Annotated in this window: 16 protein-coding genes; 2 read left to right on the forward strand and 14 right to left on the reverse strand. The window is 44.3% G+C overall.

Going from position 1 to position 17,890, the window contains the following annotated elements; all coding sequences use genetic code 11:
- Window positions 1–20: 20 nt before the first annotated feature.
- The 9 genes from ABEW34_RS12635 to ABEW34_RS12675 all read right to left on the reverse strand — a co-directional run bounded on the left by ABEW34_RS12635 (window position 21) and on the right by ABEW34_RS12675 (window position 10,064).
- The gene (locus ABEW34_RS12635; protein WP_430159188.1) at window positions 21–1,763 is read right to left on the reverse strand and encodes an ATP-binding protein; all 1,743 of its coding nucleotides are present in this window, start codon (window positions 1,761–1,763) and stop codon (window positions 21–23) included.
- Window positions 1,764–2,091: 328 nt separating this feature from the next.
- Complete coding sequence (locus ABEW34_RS12640) at window positions 2,092–2,934, reverse strand: CheR family methyltransferase (RefSeq protein ID WP_430159070.1); 843 nt, start codon at window positions 2,932–2,934, stop codon at window positions 2,092–2,094.
- Window positions 2,931–5,726, reverse strand: coding sequence for a CHASE3 domain-containing protein (locus ABEW34_RS12645; RefSeq protein WP_430159073.1), 2,796 nt, complete (start codon window positions 5,724–5,726; stop codon window positions 2,931–2,933). Before ABEW34_RS12645 ends, ABEW34_RS12640 begins: the two co-directional genes overlap by 4 nt.
- Before the next feature lie 96 nt (window positions 5,727–5,822).
- On the reverse strand, window positions 5,823–6,527 hold the full coding sequence (locus ABEW34_RS12650) for a sigma-70 family RNA polymerase sigma factor (protein ID WP_430159190.1): 705 nt from the start codon (window positions 6,525–6,527) through the stop codon (window positions 5,823–5,825).
- 44 nt (window positions 6,528–6,571) lie between these two features.
- Window positions 6,572–7,024: an anti-sigma B factor RsbW gene (gene rsbW / locus ABEW34_RS12655; RefSeq protein ID WP_430159076.1), complete on the reverse strand. Its 453-nt coding sequence runs from the start codon at window positions 7,022–7,024 to the stop codon at window positions 6,572–6,574.
- 57 nt (window positions 7,025–7,081) lie between these two features.
- Window positions 7,082–7,627, reverse strand: coding sequence for a DUF948 domain-containing protein (locus tag ABEW34_RS12660; protein ID WP_430159079.1), 546 nt, complete (start codon window positions 7,625–7,627; stop codon window positions 7,082–7,084).
- A 147-nt stretch (window positions 7,628–7,774) separates the two neighbouring features.
- Window positions 7,775–8,245, reverse strand: coding sequence for an ATP-binding protein (locus tag ABEW34_RS12665; RefSeq protein ID WP_430159082.1), 471 nt, complete (start codon window positions 8,243–8,245; stop codon window positions 7,775–7,777).
- Between the two features lie 2 nt (window positions 8,246–8,247).
- The gene (locus ABEW34_RS12670; protein WP_056037176.1) at window positions 8,248–8,574 is read right to left on the reverse strand and encodes an STAS domain-containing protein; all 327 of its coding nucleotides are present in this window, start codon (window positions 8,572–8,574) and stop codon (window positions 8,248–8,250) included.
- Between the two features lie 347 nt (window positions 8,575–8,921).
- Entirely contained in the window at window positions 8,922–10,064 is a 1,143-nt protein-coding gene (locus tag ABEW34_RS12675) for a PP2C family protein-serine/threonine phosphatase (protein WP_430159085.1), read from the reverse strand.
- A 224-nt stretch (window positions 10,065–10,288) separates the two neighbouring features.
- Between ABEW34_RS12675 and ABEW34_RS12680 the strand changes: the two genes are divergently transcribed.
- Window positions 10,289–10,666 (forward strand): YtxH domain-containing protein, encoded by a 378-nt coding sequence (locus ABEW34_RS12680; protein ID WP_430159088.1) that lies wholly within the window; start codon window positions 10,289–10,291, stop codon window positions 10,664–10,666.
- A 140-nt stretch (window positions 10,667–10,806) separates the two neighbouring features.
- Here ABEW34_RS12680 and ABEW34_RS12685 read toward each other — a convergent pair whose 3' ends face one another.
- The 4 genes from ABEW34_RS12685 to ABEW34_RS12700 all read right to left on the reverse strand — a co-directional run bounded on the left by ABEW34_RS12685 (window position 10,807) and on the right by ABEW34_RS12700 (window position 15,922).
- Window positions 10,807–11,256 (reverse strand): hypothetical protein, encoded by a 450-nt coding sequence (locus ABEW34_RS12685; protein ID WP_430159091.1) that lies wholly within the window; start codon window positions 11,254–11,256, stop codon window positions 10,807–10,809.
- Window positions 11,253–11,861 (reverse strand): ATP-binding cassette domain-containing protein, encoded by a 609-nt coding sequence (locus ABEW34_RS12690; protein WP_430159093.1) that lies wholly within the window; start codon window positions 11,859–11,861, stop codon window positions 11,253–11,255. The genes ABEW34_RS12685 and ABEW34_RS12690 overlap by 4 nt, the downstream gene beginning before the upstream one ends.
- On the reverse strand, window positions 11,858–13,828 hold the full coding sequence (locus ABEW34_RS12695) for a DUF1430 domain-containing protein (protein ID WP_430159096.1): 1,971 nt from the start codon (window positions 13,826–13,828) through the stop codon (window positions 11,858–11,860). The genes ABEW34_RS12690 and ABEW34_RS12695 overlap by 4 nt, the downstream gene beginning before the upstream one ends.
- 588 nt (window positions 13,829–14,416) lie before the next feature.
- The gene (locus ABEW34_RS12700) at window positions 14,417–15,922 is read right to left on the reverse strand and encodes a hypothetical protein (protein ID WP_430159099.1); all 1,506 of its coding nucleotides are present in this window, start codon (window positions 15,920–15,922) and stop codon (window positions 14,417–14,419) included.
- A gap of 118 nt (window positions 15,923–16,040) precedes the next feature.
- Here ABEW34_RS12700 and ABEW34_RS12705 point away from each other — a divergent pair, with 118 nt between their 5' ends.
- The gene (locus ABEW34_RS12705; RefSeq protein ID WP_430159102.1) at window positions 16,041–16,931 is read left to right on the forward strand and encodes a helix-turn-helix domain-containing protein; all 891 of its coding nucleotides are present in this window, start codon (window positions 16,041–16,043) and stop codon (window positions 16,929–16,931) included.
- A 238-nt stretch (window positions 16,932–17,169) separates the two neighbouring features.
- Here the strand turns inward: ABEW34_RS12705 and ABEW34_RS12710 are convergent, their stop codons facing one another.
- Window positions 17,170–17,883, reverse strand: coding sequence for a Crp/Fnr family transcriptional regulator (locus ABEW34_RS12710; protein WP_430159105.1), 714 nt, complete (start codon window positions 17,881–17,883; stop codon window positions 17,170–17,172).
- Window positions 17,884–17,890 lie beyond the last annotated feature (7 nt).

Genomic DNA, 17,890 nt, shown 5'->3' on the forward strand with positions numbered 1-17,890 from the left:
GCCGGGACGGCAAGGCGCTTTTATTGAATTTCTGCTATAGGCAAACTTACGAACGCTTCCGTGCCTACTCCTTTAATACTGTTAAAATAGATCCGGCCGTTCATCACTTCTATAATGCGGAAGGTAACCATCAGCCCAAGCCCTGTACCTTTGGACTTATTGGAGAAATACGGCTCGCCCAATCTTTCCAGCTCGCTCTCTTCCATTCCGACTCCATTATCGCTAATGCGAATAATGACGGTAGAATCCTCCTGATAGGCAATAATGTCGATGCTTCCCTTTGTCGGCAGCGCTTCGATGCTATTTTTCACAATATTAATAATCGCTTGCTTGAATTTAGAGGAATTCCCCCGCACATACAGTTCAAAATTCGACTCTACTCGCAATTCTCCACCTTGGATTGTAGCTAGCGGAGATAAAATCGCTTCAATTTGTCCCAATTCCTCGGCTATATTCAAAATCGTCGTCATTTCAACCTGAGGCTTGGCAAAGGTCAAGAAGTCCGTAATGATGCTGGAAGCCCGATCCAACTCGTCGATAGCAAGCAGCATATAGTTTTTATCCTTCTGATCAGCGGAACGGTGGCCAATTAGTTGAAGAAAGCCGCGAGTCACCTGCAGCGGATTGCGCACCTCATGTGCAACCGATGCGGCGAGCTGGCTAATAATTTCCATTTTCTCCGAACGCTGCAGCTCATTATTGAAGACTTCCAGTTTTTGGGAGTACAGCAGCATTTGCTCATAATTATTAATGATCCGCCGGATCAATACCACAATTAACGAAAAGATGAAAAACAATGTTCCCCATTTCCAATAAAACATTTCATAATCTTTTTGCGTAAAATAAATGACCAGCTCCGACACTACGGTTAGCGCAAACAGCGCAAAGCCTGCGGAAATAATAATGCTTTCCCGGTTACGCTTCACACAATAAAATGTAAGCACCGAAATCAAAATGATATTGCCGATCATGACGGACGAAGCGAAGATGAGTGGGATGATGCTCTCATAATAATGCAAGATCCTTCCGCCTAGCAGGACGCTCAGCAGCAGCCATACGAAGCTTCCAATAGAGATGACTAATTGGACACGCAAGCAATATTTTAATATCCGGCTTGTGCCTTTACTAATAATTTGCTCAAAAAACAAAAAGATCCAGGTCATAATAAACGTCGAGGATATATCAAACAAATAATAATACACCCGGCTGGATTTGCCGAAAAACGCATACAAATACGGGGAAATCGTCAATGTCATTACCCCAATCGACAGCATGAGGAGACATAATGAATTCCAGCCTGGCCAATATATTTTATTCACAAACAGCATGCATATTAGCAATGAAATCGATACAAATACAAGCGTGCCGCCCAAAATAATATCCAAAATATTTTTCTGCAAATATTTAGAATTCATGCTTTGGAAATCGCCAAACTTCACGCTCCCATCGATTCCGAGCGAGCTTGCATCTGCATTGCCTTTTAAATAGATGTATATTGGCTTATTATAATAGTGAGGAGACAGCTTCAGCAAAATATTGTTCGTCTCATAGCCGTAGTTTCGCTCATCCTCATAAATAAGATAACCATCGTTAAATATACGAATTTGCTGCGCATAGTTCACATCCAGCATAATACCTGGGTTTTCCCAATTGAGCTCAGGAACCTCAATCTTGATCCAAGCGGAGTTAAAGCCGTCCGGCTTAGCGGTTAGCCGATCATTGCCTGTTGCCAAAATCCATCTATCTCTGTGCTCCTGATCCATCACATCTGCGAGAACTGGCTCCTGACTTGCCTCATCTAGCCATTGAATATACCACTGATCAATATATGTTATTGGTGGAGGAGGAGGGCTCGCAAAAGCTCGAGGAACCATTAAACAGATGGATAAAACGAAGAATAATACGATGAACCTTGCGTATCTCAATACTTCTCTCATTCCTGCACCTCAAAGCTTCGAAAATTCATCACTAGCCCATTTCTCCTAAAGTATTCGACAATCTTTGATAGCATCCCTGCCTTTTTTACCTATTGGCAAAAAAATTATATAACACAAAAAAAGAGCAGACAAGCCGCTCTTTCCATTATACAGCCTATTTTGCGGCCTCTCCGCCTAATGTTGCTTTGCGATAAATCCGCTCATTCGGGTTAAATTCGACATATTGCAAATGCTTATCGAGCTGCACAATGGACTCCTTATTTCCCAATCCGAGAAATCCCTCCGTCGCCAAACTGCTGTAAAACAGCTTATGGACTTGCTTCTGCAAGGTTGTGTCGAAATAAATCATCACATTGCGACAAATGATCAAATGAAATTCATTAAACGATCCATCCGTCACCAAATTATGCTGGGCAAACATAATATTATTCCGCAGCTCCGGCAAGAAATATGCATATTGATGATCCGTTTGATAATATTCGGAGAATGCGATCATTCCGCCCGCTTCCATGTAATTTTTCGTATAAATTTGCATTTGCTTTAGCGGGTAAGCGCCGCGCTGGCACTTCTCAATCGCGCTCTCGCTCATATCGGTCGCATAAATTTTGCTGCGCTGCGTAAGGCCTTCCTCCTTGAGCAAAATCGCCATAGAATAAACCTCTTCACCAGTCGCACAACCAGCATGCCATATTCTTATTTCCGGAAGCCCTCGCAAATAAGGAATAACCTCTTGACGCAGGGCAAGGAAAAAACCAGGGTCTCGAAACATCTCGGTTACTCTAATGGAGAAATCATGCAGCACCTTGTCCAGCATTTCTTTATCCCGAAGCACCTGATCAAGCAATCTTGTAATCGTAGGAATCCCTTCAATACGCAACCGATTTTGAACTCGGCGCAAGAGCGACGAACGAATATAATGCCGAAAGTCAAATCCATAATAGCGGTAGATGCCTTCTAAAAATAATTCCAGCTCTACGTTCTCCACTTCTTGATTCATCGGCCCTCCTGCTTCGTCATCCATACGCGCAGCAGCGAGTAAAGCTGCTCCATTTGGAGCGGCTTACTAATATAATCCGAGGCGCCCGCCTGCATGCAGCGATCCCGATCATTCCTCATTGCTTTCGCTGTAAGCGCAATAATCGGCACCTCTTTCATAGCCGGATTGCTGCGAATGCTGCGTATCGCTTCCAATCCGTCCATAACCGGCATCATAATATCCATTAGAATAATATCAAAATCAGGTTGTCTATTCAAAAGCTCCAGGCCAAGCTTGCCGTTGCTGGCCGATTCCACGATAACCCCTTTACTGTTAAGCGCCGTCTTAAGCGCGAATACATTGCGATCGTCGTCATCCACGAGCAGCACCCGTTTCCCCTCAAATAGTCTCGTATCCTCTAAATGAGCTTTTAGCTGCGAGGCCTCTTCCTCGCTAAACCCTTCATCATACAGCTGCTTGGAGTCACCCCGAGCATCATCAGATGTAAGCCATATTACGGTGTTAGCACCAGCCGCTGACTGGTCGCGGGTATTCAGCATTTCCTGACTGATCGCTACGAATTCTTCACTTAAGCTTGGCAAATACAACGTAAACGTACTTCCCTCGCCCTCCACGCTTTCAAGCTGCAGCCGGCCCCCAAGCAGGCGGGTAAATTCTCGGCAGATCGATAAGCCTAGACCCGTACCGCCATATTGGCGATTCGTCGTGCCATCGGCTTGCTGGAACGCTTCGAATATAATCGCCTGCTTGTCTGGCGAAATGCCGATGCCGCTGTCGGTTACCGAAATCGCAATCATCGTATCTGATGGAGCCTCACCATTGTAAAGCTCCAGCATTCGTGAGTGTTCCACAGAAGAAATGCCAAGGCGAACGGAACCACTATCTGTAAACTTAAACGCATTAGACAGCAGATTTTTCAAAATATGCTGCAAGCGGTGACCGTCCGTCGAGATAATAGGAGGTGCTTGCTCATCGAATACTGTAACGAAGGAAAGCTGTTTTTTCTCCGCTACGGGGTCAAATAACTGGCGCATCAGCATTGGAATTTCTGTCATATTGACATCGTCTATCGTCACTTCCAGCTTGCCCGCTTCGATTTTCGATAAATCCAAAATATCGTCGATCAGGCTAAGCAAATCCTTGCCTGCTGAATGGATGACGTGGGAATAATGCTGTTCTTCCTCCGTCATCGTCTTATTTTCATTCTCATAAAGCATCTGCGACAAAATCAAAATGCTGTTAAGCGGCGTACGCAGCTCATGCGACATATTGGCCAGAAAATCCGTCTTATATTGCGAGCTCTGCACAAGCTTCTCGGAATAATCCTCAAGCTCATGCTTCGTCTGCTCCAACTGGGTATTGCGCTGCTCGGCCAAGTCCCGCTGCTCCTGCAAATAGTCGTTCGTCAGGCGCAGCTGCTCCTGCTGCATTTGCATTTCCTCAGACTGTGCCTGCAATTCCTCGGACTGCGCCTGCAGCTCCTCGGTCAGCATTTGCGATTCATTGAGCAGACGCTCGATCTCCATACGGCCTACGACGCTGTTTATAGCTACACCAAGGCTTTCCTGCAGCGTTTTAATAAGCGTATGATGCTTATCTTCAAATGTTCCAAAGGAGGCAAACTCCACAACCGCCAGCACTTTGCCCTCGAAGAAAATCGGAGCTACCAGCAAACTTCGAGGAGAAGCCTCGCCTAAGGAAGAACGGACTTTAACGTATCCCATTGGCAAATCAGTCAAATGATACAGCCGTTTGTCAACAACACATTGGCCGGCAATTCCTTCTCCAGGCTTGAAGCTTAATGCTGCTTCTATCGCATGCTCAGGCCCTGCAAAGGAGGCCGTCTTCACATAAGTAGTCACACCATTTTGGATATGGCGCAAATATATGGCGCTATAAGTAGCATCAAGCATCGGCGTTACTTGATAGACAAACGCTTCGGACAGATCAGTAATATTCTTAAAGCCCTGATACATATCCGCTATCTCCACGGTACGCTTCTGTACCCAGCTTTCTTCATTGACGTTGTCCAGCAATTCATTGGTCGCCTCAGCCAGCTCGCGAATCTCATCCTTCGTATTCACGCGAATACGCTCATTAATATCGCCTTCTGACGCAATGATGCTGCGAATCGTATGTTTGACATCCTTAATCGTACGAACGATGGCGCCTGAGACGAACATTGCAGCACCGATCGCGCTTATCGTTACTAACGCAAACGCAATAACTAATACATATTGCAAATTGCGATTATTTTGTGAGAGCGCCTCCACCCTTTGCTTCGTAAGCTCCTTCTCTGTAGTGCGAAGCTGCTCCAGCTGGGTGCGCACCTTTTCCACAATTTCCTTGCCCAGATCGCTTGTGTAATAGGTCCGTATCGCATCCATCTTGTTTTCTTTCCGTAGTTGAACAACGGGCTGCCCAGCAAACTTGCCCCATTGCTCAATATTCCCTTTAATTTCCTCTAAATTCACCTGTTGGGCAGGATTATCATTCAATAGCTCATACAGCGTATTATAATTATTTTCCCATACTAAATTAGCATCGTTGTAAGGAACCAAATACTTTTCGTCACCACTGATAACGTAACCGCGCTGCCCATTTTGCATATCAAGCATATTGATTTCAAGTTGATCAACCATTTCATGAACGGCAATATCATGATCTGCTATGAAATTGATTTCGCTCTGCAAAGCATTTATACGAACAACAATAATGGCAATGGCAACAGCTAAACATAATAGGATGCTAAGATAGCCTAATAAAATTTTCGCTCTTATTGTAAAGCGCATCGAACGCCAAATAAGTCATTCCTCCATTCCCACCATACCTATAACTCTATCATCAATTCTAAGAGTATGGCAAGAAAACGAGGCACGCGGAAAAACCTACAGCCATGCCCGCAGCTTCTCAATCGCACGCTTCTGAATACGGGAAACGCTCATTTGCGACACACCCAGCTTATCGGCTATCATTCGCTGCGACTGGCCTTCCTGATAGATTAAATGGATGACGGTTTGTTCTTCTTCCTTGAGGCTTTTCATTGCTTCTCCTATGTCCAGCTTCATATCAAGCGCTTTAAATTCATCAGACGGATTAGCGATGAGATCGCCAATTGAAGCGCCATCCCCTTCGCTCGTCAGCGGTGTATCAAGCGACGTATAATGGTAATAATCACGTCCAGCCAAAATTTCAATCGTCTCTTCCTGCGTAAGCTCCAGATGGGCGGCGATTTCCTCCACTTTCGGAGAGCGTTCCAGCGTTACCGTCAGCTCATCAATCGCATGCTGAAGCATGCTGCCTTTTTCCTTTACACGTCTAGGCACTTGAATATACCAGGAGCGGTCACGCAAATAATTTTTCAAATTGCCGATGACGCTTTTCATCGCATAACCTTCAAACGGAATACCGATTGAAGGGTCGTATTGTTTAAAGAGCCGCAACAGCGACATTTGGCCTACCTGATATAAATCTTCATATAAATCCGGGCGGCTGCGAGACATTTTGCCAGCAGCCATCCGAACAATATCCTCATAATGCACCAGAAGCGCCGTAGCCGCCTCATTACAACCTTCATCACGGTAGGTTTGCATGAATGCGGCTATTTCGCTTGGAGCTTTGGAGGAGGGTTTTGTACTCATGCCATCTCCTCTTTTCTGCCAAGCAGTTTGGTGAGAATGACCTCCGTACCGCTAGTCGTATTCACTTCCACATGATCCATGAGCGCCTGCATCATATACAGGCCAAGTCCGCCAATTGGAGCCTCGCTAAGTCTCGTCGCATGAAGCGCTCCCGCTGTACGGTTGACAGCCTGTTCATAATTAAAGCTGGATCCTTTGTCACGAACGCAAATTTTCAAGCCATCTAGCTGCTGTTCAAAACTTACATGAAGCTCGCCCGAGCCGCGATGCTCATAGCCATGTATAATCGCGTTATTGCACGCCTCGCCCACAGCTACCTTCATATCTTCAATTTGCTCATATTCAAAACCTAATTTAACGGCAAGACCATATAAGGTCAACCTTACGATATCGAGATAATCTGCCTCCGCTGGAATTGTCAATTGCACCGATGTTTTCATATCAGCCATTCTTTCCTTTCTACAGTAAAATGTTAAGTTCTGTACGTCATGCTGCAAATAATCTGTTTACTGTCTGCTTGAAGCTGTATTATGCATAGCAGCCGGCCTGGATACATCGTCTGCTGCTGCCGTATTGGCTTTACGCTCTACAAGCATCTGCAGCACCTTCGCCGCAAGCGTTGCTCCTTGGGCAATTAATTCCGTCTTCGTGCTATTCACTGCCACTTTCGGCCTTGCTGCTTCCGCTCTGGCTTGTACGACAGCTCTTTCTTTCCGCAGCTTCTGTCCCGTTTTCACAGAGGAAATGAGTGCGACAGCCGATTCCTTAACCGCCGAGGTCGCTTCCTGAACGACATGGCCTACATCATCCAGCGAGCCAAACAGCGAATCAAGCGATTTGAGCTTCATATTTACATCATCTGCAACAGAGTTTGTCGTTTGAACGATACCCTTCACCTCTGTACCGATTGCCGATATCTCATGCTTCACTTCGACTAAAGCTACCCTCAACTCATCAAGTGAATACTTAAGCGCTCTAAGCGTCTCTATCACATAATAAACGAGTATGGCAAAAGCAATTGCTGCTATCAAAACCCCTATTTCCCATAGCATAAGCATAGCCCCCCTTACTTTCCTTGTGCTTCTTGTTACGTTTTAGTTACCCTGCTCCACAAGGAATGAAACAGCAGCCGGCCAGCGATATAAAAAAAGAAAACCACGACTTGCCGGGGCGTCCCATGCCTTAGTCGTGGTTATTTGTTATTGCAGCGGCAGAAGGCGCTTGGTCATGACAACCTGCGTACATTCAGCGGAATGTATATTAACCTCATCCATTAGCGCTTGCATTAAATACAAGCCCAGTCCACCAACTTCCAAACCGCTCGTATCCTCACCTTCGAGCGGCCCTGCCTTTTCCATATAGGCGCCGGCTTCAAAGCCTGCTCCGCTATTCGTAATCTTTATCGTCAAGCTGTCAGGCAGCACTTCAAATTCAACTATAATTTGGAGCTCGTCCTCAGCTGCTTGAACAGCATCGACCGCTTCCCGCTCGACCGCTTGATGTGGCGTATAGTGTAAAACAGCGTTATTGCAGGCTTCTCCCACAGCAACCTTCATATCTTCGATATCCTCGTACGAAAAACCCATTTTAGAAGCAATACCGTACAGGCCAAGCCTCACGATATCCAAATATTGTGCGTCCGCCGGTATTTGCATCACAATACGCTTCATGCTTAGCTAACGGTCCCTTCGTTGATATAACCTGAAATGCCTGTAATATCAAATAGCCGCTTAATGCTTCTTGGAATATTTTTAACGATAAATTCAGCTTTCTTCTCATCACGCGCTTTAATGACCGACACCACGATGCCGATACCTGTACTATCGATATAAGCAAGGCGTTCCGTATCAAGTACTAGCGTTTTCTCCGTACGATTGACAACCGTTTCGAGCAGGGAGCGTAGCTCGGGCGCTGCGGCCAAATCAAGCTCACCGCCTACTTGTACAATTATCGCGCTATCCGTTTCATGAATAACTGCCTGAAATTTGTTTAACGTCATTGAACACACTCCCGAGGCAAATTTTAAGTAGATCATATCAATAACACCGTCACTGCACAAGCGGAGAACTGAGGGCCTGGAACATCAGCTGCCTGCTTGCCACTTGCGGGATGAAAGCGGCTATTACGTTTATCATGCCTACGTTTACAATGAAGAGATATGCAGCCAAACATGCTGTTCATAACAAAACCAGCATTCACTGAAATAGTCAGATATTCTTGTATTAAACCGTTTGGGAATGATTGAAACAGCTCACGGGCCATAATATCAAATTTTTTTTCGTAAAAGCATGCTGCCAGCTTTGGATCTTTCAATTTACGCTATTTGTATCTCGCTTGCCCTATCTATTACGCCTTCAGTTTTGTTTCGACCGTCACAAGGCAAATATCGTCCTGCTGGCTCACCTGTCCTAAACCTTCAAACAGATTCAGCACATGATCCTCGAGCTGTTCCCCATCTTCACCCAGCCTTGCTTGCAGCTGCTGAACGTCATCCTCTTGTCCTTTGGCGAGCTGATCGAGCAGACCATCGGTATAAAGAACGATTTTCACCTGATTGCGATATGCAATTGTGCCTTTTTTCACTTCAATATTATCAAAAAAGCCTAAGGCGCAGCAGCCTTCCGTCAGCAGCTGCGGTTTTTGATCCACAAAGGCGATGCCTGCGGGATGCCCGGCATTGACATATTCAATCGTCTGCTCGCTTGTGTCCAGCACATAATAGATGGCGGTAAAATAATAGTTCATCAGTTGATTCGAGCCCTGCAGCTGCATCATTCTCCGGTTTAGCTCAAGCACGACGAGCTCGGGATCAGATATGCTTTTGATCGTATCCTGCAGCGCCGAATAAATATACATGCATACGAGCGAGGAAGAAATGCCATGACCCATCATATCAAGCAAAATAACACCATATTTTCCACCGCCTAAGCTGTACCAGGCATAAAAGTCGCCTGCCAGCTCCGAGGAGGGCCGATAAATCGCATCGATTTTCACCCGTTCATTGTCAATCGGATCGCTGAGTATGCTGCGCTGTACCTGCTTCGCCAAATTCAGCTCGAAGGAAATGCGCTGATCGCGCTCCTTATGCCAATCCTTTTCATATTTTAGACGAAGCGCTGAGCGGATGCGGGCAAGCAGCTCGACTTTATTAATCGGCTTCATGACGTAATCAATCGCCCCTGCGTCCAGCGCTTCTGCCAGCTTATTTGAATCCCCAAGCGCCGTAACAAAAATAACCGGTATATCGCGGTAGCGCTCGTTTTCCTGAATACGCCTGCACGCTTCAATGCCGTCGATGCCCGGCATCATTAAATCCATTAGAATGAGAGAAACCGGCGGTTCCGTCGCATTCGGCTCATCTAGCTCCAAAATATCAAACAGCTCCATTGCTGAGGAGGCCGTTGCTATTTTCGTATATCCAGCTTTTTGCAAAATCTTCTCTATAATGAGCAAATTTGTAGCGTTGTCGTCCACAATTGCGATTCGCATATGTTCGCGCTCCTTTCGTTGCTACAAGTTAATCAACCTTTTTTTTCAAAGTGAAACGCTCTAGTAGTTATATCATATACGATTATGCCTTTCCAATCCTATAATAAATGATCCCTCCATAAGCATGTTTCGCTGCCATTCATTTTAACCCCTGTTTCAAAACCTGCTAGGCAGGTTACTTAGTGACATGAGAGACGATAACCAGATAAGAGGAGAGGATTACTATGTCAAACCCTGTAAACGAAGCAAAATCAAACGGACTGCTCGCGGGAATTCTTATTGGAGGTGCGCTCGGTGCTTTGTCGGCCCTGCTGCTTGCTCCAAAATCAGGCTCCGAGCTGCGAAAATCTCTTTCCAATACATGCTCGGATTTATCCCAAAAAACAGGTCGCTTAGCTTCCAATATTAGCGAGAAAACGAGCGATCTCGTTTCAACTATAGGCCATAAAACACAAAACCTCGCCACTACCGTTCGAGATGAGGCTTGCGACATAGCCGATCATGCGAAGGAAGGCACTGAGCATGTCATCAACGCTGTTACTGAGAAAGCCGAGGAAGCGAAGGAAGGCATTAAGGCGCAGCTTGAGGCACCGAAAGTTTGATTGCTTTCTTGCTAACGGCTTTTCACCTAAATAAGAATTGGGCAACATAGGCTTACAAAAAAAAGACGCCATCCCCGGAGGATGGCGTCTTTTTTTTGAGCAACCAGTCATTTTTCAAGTGTAAGGTATATCACCTTTCTTTAACTAGCCTCATTAAATTCTAAATTCCACATCCGTTGGGCTCTGGAAACCAGCTCTTGTATCTGCACCTTATTCTCTTCCATTGCTTTCATAGCAGATTCATCATTATTGTTTATAGGGTTCAAATTTCTATCCACCATAATTTCATATACTTCGCCGTTCACTCCTTGAAATCTGAGCCCGTATTCATATCCCCCAAATAATAGTGGCCAGATAATTAAACCGTTGAAACTATCGGCTTTAGCAACTCCTAAGTTTCCTGTCAATCTTAAATAACCAGGTTTTTTAACATTATAAATGTAATCTTCTTCTTTCATATATACACCATGAAATTTAGGGATTGGAACGGTATATTTATTATAGATGGCGTTTACAGCTATGAACCAGCCTGCATTCCAAAGGATAAATACAGCAGCAACTGTTAAGAAGATACTTTTTTTATTTTTCATAAATTTACCATGAGGCTCCCCTTTTCTTTTATCTTTTCATCATGCGTTACAAGAATGATCGTTTTTCCCTGCTCATTTAAATTTTTCAAAATGTTCATGACGGTTGCTGCATTCGTTGTATCCAGAGAACCGGTAGGCTCATCGGCTAGGATGACATCGCATTTCTTTAACATTAGTCTGGCCAAGGCTACCCTCTGCTGCTCTCCGCCTGATAATGTGTATACTTTTTTGTTCAATTTATCTTCCAAGCCTACAACTTTCAGTGCCTCTACCATCGAAAGGTTGGTTTGACAATCCTTACGAATCAAGTTCAAATTCTCTTTCACCGTTTTATTATCGACCAACGCAAAATTTTGGAAAAGAAGCCCTACCTTTGATCTAAAGTAATTCAAATGATTTTTTTTATTTTTAATGTCAATACCATCTACCTTAATCTCTCCCTCGTCTATTTTCTCAATGGCTCCAATCATATTAAGCAATGTCGTTTTCCCACAACCACTTGGCCCAGAGAATATAACGAATGCTCTGTCGTTAATCGTCAAATTAAAATTGGAAAACAGTAATTTGTCTTCAAATTTTTTAGTTAAACCTTTAATCTCAATCATAGATTTCCTCCCTTTAAAATTTTCTGAATCTTGGCTTTTTCAATTCTATGAATAAAAAATAAAATAACAGCCACTTCCAATAATAAGATGGATATTCCGCCAATCATTAAATAGTAGAACTCGCCGAAATTTAGCATGAAGGAAATAATCACAGTTAGCCCCATACTTAATGTCGTCGTTAACACGGTCAATACGAGTAGTTTTCTGTGCTTTTCAACCGCACTATATCCCATCACTTTCTTTATCGCGAGTTCAATCGCATTAATATCATATTCCAATTTAATAATTGAACTAATAATAAGAAGTTCCATTACGATAACCAATACACTAAACACTAGGTTGATATATAACACCCGTTTCGCGATAGTCCATTTATTTTCGTAGTTTTCCAAAGCATTTGTTCGGCTAACAATTTGATTCTCTAATCCATGCTCTTCAATAAAACGAGTGAATGCTTGATCCTCAATTTTATACATAATATCATGTAAAACATTCATTTTTTGTATGTTATTCGAACCCGCTGTGAGCATTTTTGGTGTCAGATTATTATAAATGATGACGGGATTCTCGAAAAAATCGCTTCCATAGGTATAATTTTCATCAATGCTTATCAATTCTATAGGATCTTCATAGTAAATGACCTCATGATCATAACTAAAGTCCGCACCCTCGTAGAAGTGCACAGCTTCCATCATTTTTTTCACGATACCAGCATCATTTGACAATCCTTTCGGTAATACGAAATAAACTTTCTCAGCTAGCGCTGCCTCTCTCAATTCTTTGATTTTGCTTGATAAGTAGGCATATGAATTTTGGTTGGCCAAAATTCCTTCTACCTTTGTTAGGTTCGAAATATTAACAAATGAAGTTGCCTTAAATTCCCGAAAAAAGGCTTGATAAAAGCTCATCTGTACGTTCACGCTGTCTGTCAGAGTATTCGTTGCCGAACCGTCACGATTAGGGACAGGTTTATACTGAAGCCGGATGTAATCGTATTCGGAATACTCTTCAAAAAAAGATTTCTGTTTATATAAGTTAAAGGATTCAACTATAAAAACTAAATTACTTGAAACAATTAAAATAGTGATAATAGATGTGAATATTTTCAAACTGTAGTTTAATGTCAATAGTTTTTTAGATCCTACACTATTAGAAAACACTTCTTTTATTGGATAATTGAATAAACTCAAATAAAGTAAAGAATTTAAAAACAGCATAAGCAGAAAGAACGTCAATGAAAGATCGAATCTAAACCATACACTAGTAAACTGTGATAAGGCACTTACGACGATAGAAAAATGAACGGTCAGAACAATCGAATCTATCATCACATTTTCCCAAAAAATTTTATGAACCGATTCTCCCATGGAAATTTTGATGAGACTTTCTTTTTTTGTAAATATCGCATCATAAAAAGTTAGGAATAAAATCATGCATAAAATCAACAGCCATATAAGTATGATAGTGTTTCGTAGTTCTGTATTTTCATAACCTTCTTGAGGGTGGTTGCCAGCATACTTATCAATTAAATTCATTTTAAAAGCATGAACCTGATCGTCATTTCCTATGACATAAAACTCATGAACAGCGTCCATTTCCCCTATTTTATCCAATTCTGAGAATGAGAAGCGAATGTTCCCCATAAAAAGACTCTCATAGACTTCTTCATGGATTTGTAGTTCCTTATTTATATATGGTTCTACTCCGGATGATCCATAAACTTCAAACTCAGTGGAAAACATACTTTTAGGCGATTTTATGTAGGTAAATACTTCAACATCATTATTTTTAGCAGAATTAAGTATATCTTTGACCATTTCTTGGTCCGTTGTATGGGGTTGCATATACAGGGTTGTTTGATCAAATTTAGTATAGAAATTTTCTAAATGAAAGGTATGACTTTCTCCAATAATTAACATACCAATAAAGAGAACACAAAAACTGATAATAAACTTAATTGTCTTCATGAGGCCCCTGCCTTCCTCTAGGAGTATGCAGCCTAAATGAGCAAGCTCATATGTATTGAAATTGGCACTTTACTATCATGCAAACAAAAGTCGAGAAATCCATTATCTCCTACTAATTTACTGTAGTCTATTGGGTAATAAGTGCCGCTATGAGTAACTTCAATCCCAGCCTATGAGCCAGTTTCCTCCGCTCGCGGTCAATTCTCAGGACTTAGTAAATGTTTTTCCACTGCTATTCTTGGTAACTGTAGTAGCGAATGCGGAAGATGATGAAACGATTAAACCTAAAGCTAACACACTACAAAATAACGCTTTTTTCAATCTAAACAACTCCTTTTTTGTGATAAATAGTACAATCCAATATTACCTTTTTTTATCATAAAATGAAACAGTTAGAAAAGTCTAGATTCGCCACGAACATCACCCATCTACTTTTTTCATCAATATACCAATTTTTTCACTCGAACATTTTCGAAAAAAAGGGTACTCTGTCATTTTCATGACTCATAGGCTATCCCTTTAGGTTATACGCAAAAGGAAAATGCAGATTTAATATAGTATAGTGTCACGTTTAGTCCCGTCCTGCTATCACACAAGCGTCACATGCTTAATCTGCATCAACTCCCCAACCTTGCTGAAAAGCGAGGCATTATGTCCGATCGACATGGCGCAGTGATGGGTCGGAGCTTCGGCAAACCATGCCGTCATATAATCGTCTGGATGCTGCTTGAACCTTACTGGCGTCTGCGTATTGCCAATATGCATAATCGGTCCATTGGTTGACTCCGCCTCGCTGCTGATCAGCTTAAGCCTGCCATCGCCTGTCTGGGTCAGGTTGAGCGTCGTGATCGCTCCCGTCCGCACCTTCGCTTCAACGGATACGCCCGTTCCCTGCTTGCCATGATACAGACCCATGCCGCGCAATATCGGCTTGCCCTCGGATATCGCAATATGAAACGGCCCATCATGCCCAAGCAAAATCGTTTCATCAACGTAATCGACGACGACGATTTCCGAGAAGCTCCCGCCTGTGCCAAGAATATCGCATATTTTCATAGCGACGGCCGTCTTCAAATCTCCTTCACCTGAGCAAGGAATACCTCTGGCTGTCAGCAAAGAATGCCCCACAATAAAGCCGCCTTGCAGCTGCTCGTATTCACCGCCCGGAGCACCATGATAATAATAGGTTAGCGCATCCAGATCATATTCGCGTATGAGCTTTTCCTGCGCTGCCGCCACCTTGCACGACCATTCAAGCTGCCCCTCCGTCGGCTTTCTGGCAATCGGGTCAGAGGGAGAATCGCAGCTGTACTGGAACATCGCCAGCACTTCATCCCGCTTGCGCTTCGTTTCCTGCGGCGTAATCGCCCTTAGCATGCGATCCAAATCGCACATTTCCAGCACTTCAATGTGAAGGCCGGTCTGGGCCTGAATCATCGTAAAATCGCTATACATGTCCAGCATGCCGCTGTACGTATTGCCAAGAAAACCGAAACGGCTATGGCGCAGTGTACGCGGAACGGCTGCCGCCCTTACCCATTCCTCAATTTCACGCCAAGCGCGGACAGCTTCCTTTCGCCCGCTCGTCACCTCATTCGTCAGCGAAATATCCGGCGTGTAATCAAGACCTAGCAGACCATTTACGACTTTGAAGGGAATTCTCGCTCGATTAAACGCATTAGCGAACTCCGGAACCGGACAAGCGCCGCAGTGAGCCAGCCATTCACCTGTCGTCGAACTTTCATAATTCATTCGCTCGGTCGGCTGCAAATTAAGAAACACGACCGGCGCTTTATTGATTTGATGGACAGGCAATACCGTCGAGCTGGTTGAATATGTAGCTGCATGACAAAACACTACATCTACATTTTGCGTATTGAGCCATTCTCCCGCGCTGCGCCCCTCGCTTTCCGTATCCACCATGCCATAGTTGAATACTTCGCCCCATTGGGCGATTTTCTGCTCAATAAATGCCCCATATTGCTCAAGGCGCTCGCGCAGGCCGGGGAACTGCTGCCAATACGCGCGCAGGCCAACGGAGTACAAGCCAATTCTCGGTTTACGGGCAGGTTTAATCGGTGTCAGCAGTGACATGACGGACCATCCTTTCAGCTACAATCATGTTTTATATGACTATTGTAAAGGCTTACATTATAATAAACATCAAACAAAGTTGTGCAAAAATAATAGAATCCTGGGGAGGCCTTCGTCCATGTCTGCTTATCGTGAAAAAGCCATCCATGCCTGGACGCCTGAATCCGTCCGCTTAGCCGCTACACCATCCTCATTCGCGAAATCCACTCTTTTTTACATTCAGGAAATCGGGCATTTTCAGGCCTTCGCCCCTTACTATACCGAGCGGGAGCAGCTTGAATCGTTCCTGCTCGTCTATACTTTAGCGGGTGCAGGCCGCTTGACGTACCGTGACGTTACTTATGAGCTGCGGCCCCATCAGTTGTTTTTTATCGATTGCATGAGCTACCAGCATTATGCCGCAGATGCCGCTGCCGGCGGCAATTGGGAGCTTTTATGGGTACACCTCAACGGCAGCGCCACACGCGGCTACTATGAGCAATTTGCTGCAAGCAGCACTCCAGTCGTTACGCTCCGGCCAGAATGCCGGATTCAGGCTTGCCTTACGCAATTGCTGCAAATGAATCGGCAAAAAAGCACCCGCACAGAGCTGGCCAGCTCGCTATTGCTTGCCGAGCTTCTAACCGAGATACTGTTTGCAGCGCATGAACCGGAGCTGCTGAGCGCAGAGCTTCCGCCTTATATTGCGGCCATCATCGAGGAATTTGAGCAGCATTATGCCCAGAAAATGACGCTCGATCAGCTGGCGCGCCGGCATGCGGTGAGCAAATACCATCTTGCCAAGCAATTCAAGCGCTATACAGGCTTCTCTCCTCACGAATATGTCATTGGCGTTCGTATTTCACAAGCAAAGGAGCTGTTGAAATATTCGCATCAGCCTGTAGCCGACATTGCCCCGCTCGTAGGGATCGACAACGTCAGCCATTTTATCAACCTGTTTAAGGCGAGGGAGGATGTAACGCCGCTTGCCTACCGAAAACAATGGCGCCAGCATAGATCCATTAAATAGGAATAAAAAAGAAGGCCACCCTCCTAGTAGTGGAACACTACTTTCAGGGTGGCCTCTAGCAAGGCTTCATGCTTGCTTAATAGAGAGGGCGCTTCGCTCAGAAGCGCATAATGAATAGGTAATGAATAAACGAGAGGATGACATCACGTCATTATTATTATCTTCTTCTTTTAGATCATAACAACTTCTCCCGCAAAAAAATGTAATCCAAATTACATTTTCGAAAAAATAGTTGCATTCAGCCTTCCTGAGCGATAGGGCCCACATCGTTCAAGCGGCCATCCTGCTGGATGGCGCCGATGACTTGCAGCCGCTCTTTGTCCAAAATGCTGATTTTTTTGCTCACAATGCGAATATAACCTTCATTTTGCATTTCAAGCAGCACCTTCGTTACCGTCTCCCGCACCGTCCCCGTCATATCGGCAATTTGCTGATGCGTCAGCTTCAACCCAATCGTCGTTCCGTATTTATCCGACAGCCGCAGCAGCAGCCGCGAAATGCGCGTACGCGCATTCGAAATCGTCAAATCGGTAATAAGCTCATTTGCCTTGCGCAGACGCTCCAGCGTAATGCTCAAAATATGAATCGCAATGCCCGGGTTTTCCTTCAGCAGCCCAAAAAACTGCTCGCGCTTCAACACATAAAGCGTGCTCTTCTCCAATACTTTCGCCGAGGCAGAACGCAGCTTCGTACTGTCGATTAGCGCCATCTCGCCAAAATAGTCCCCCTCATGAAAAATGGCGAGTATAACCTCGCGATCCTCCTCATGACGGTAAATTTGTACGGCTCCGGCTTTAATCATATACAACTCATCGCCTTCATCCTGCTCCCAGAACAACTGGGCGCCTTTGGCAAAGGTTCTCGTCACGAACAGCGGAGCGATTGCCGCCAGCTCCAAATCATTCAAATGTTCAAAAAAGGGGAAGTTGCGCAAAAATGTAATATCTGACATCCTCAAT

It is taken from the genome of Paenibacillus algorifonticola, from assembly GCF_050481745.1.
GTDB lineage: Bacteria > Bacillota > Bacilli > Paenibacillales > Paenibacillaceae > Pristimantibacillus > Pristimantibacillus algorifonticola_A.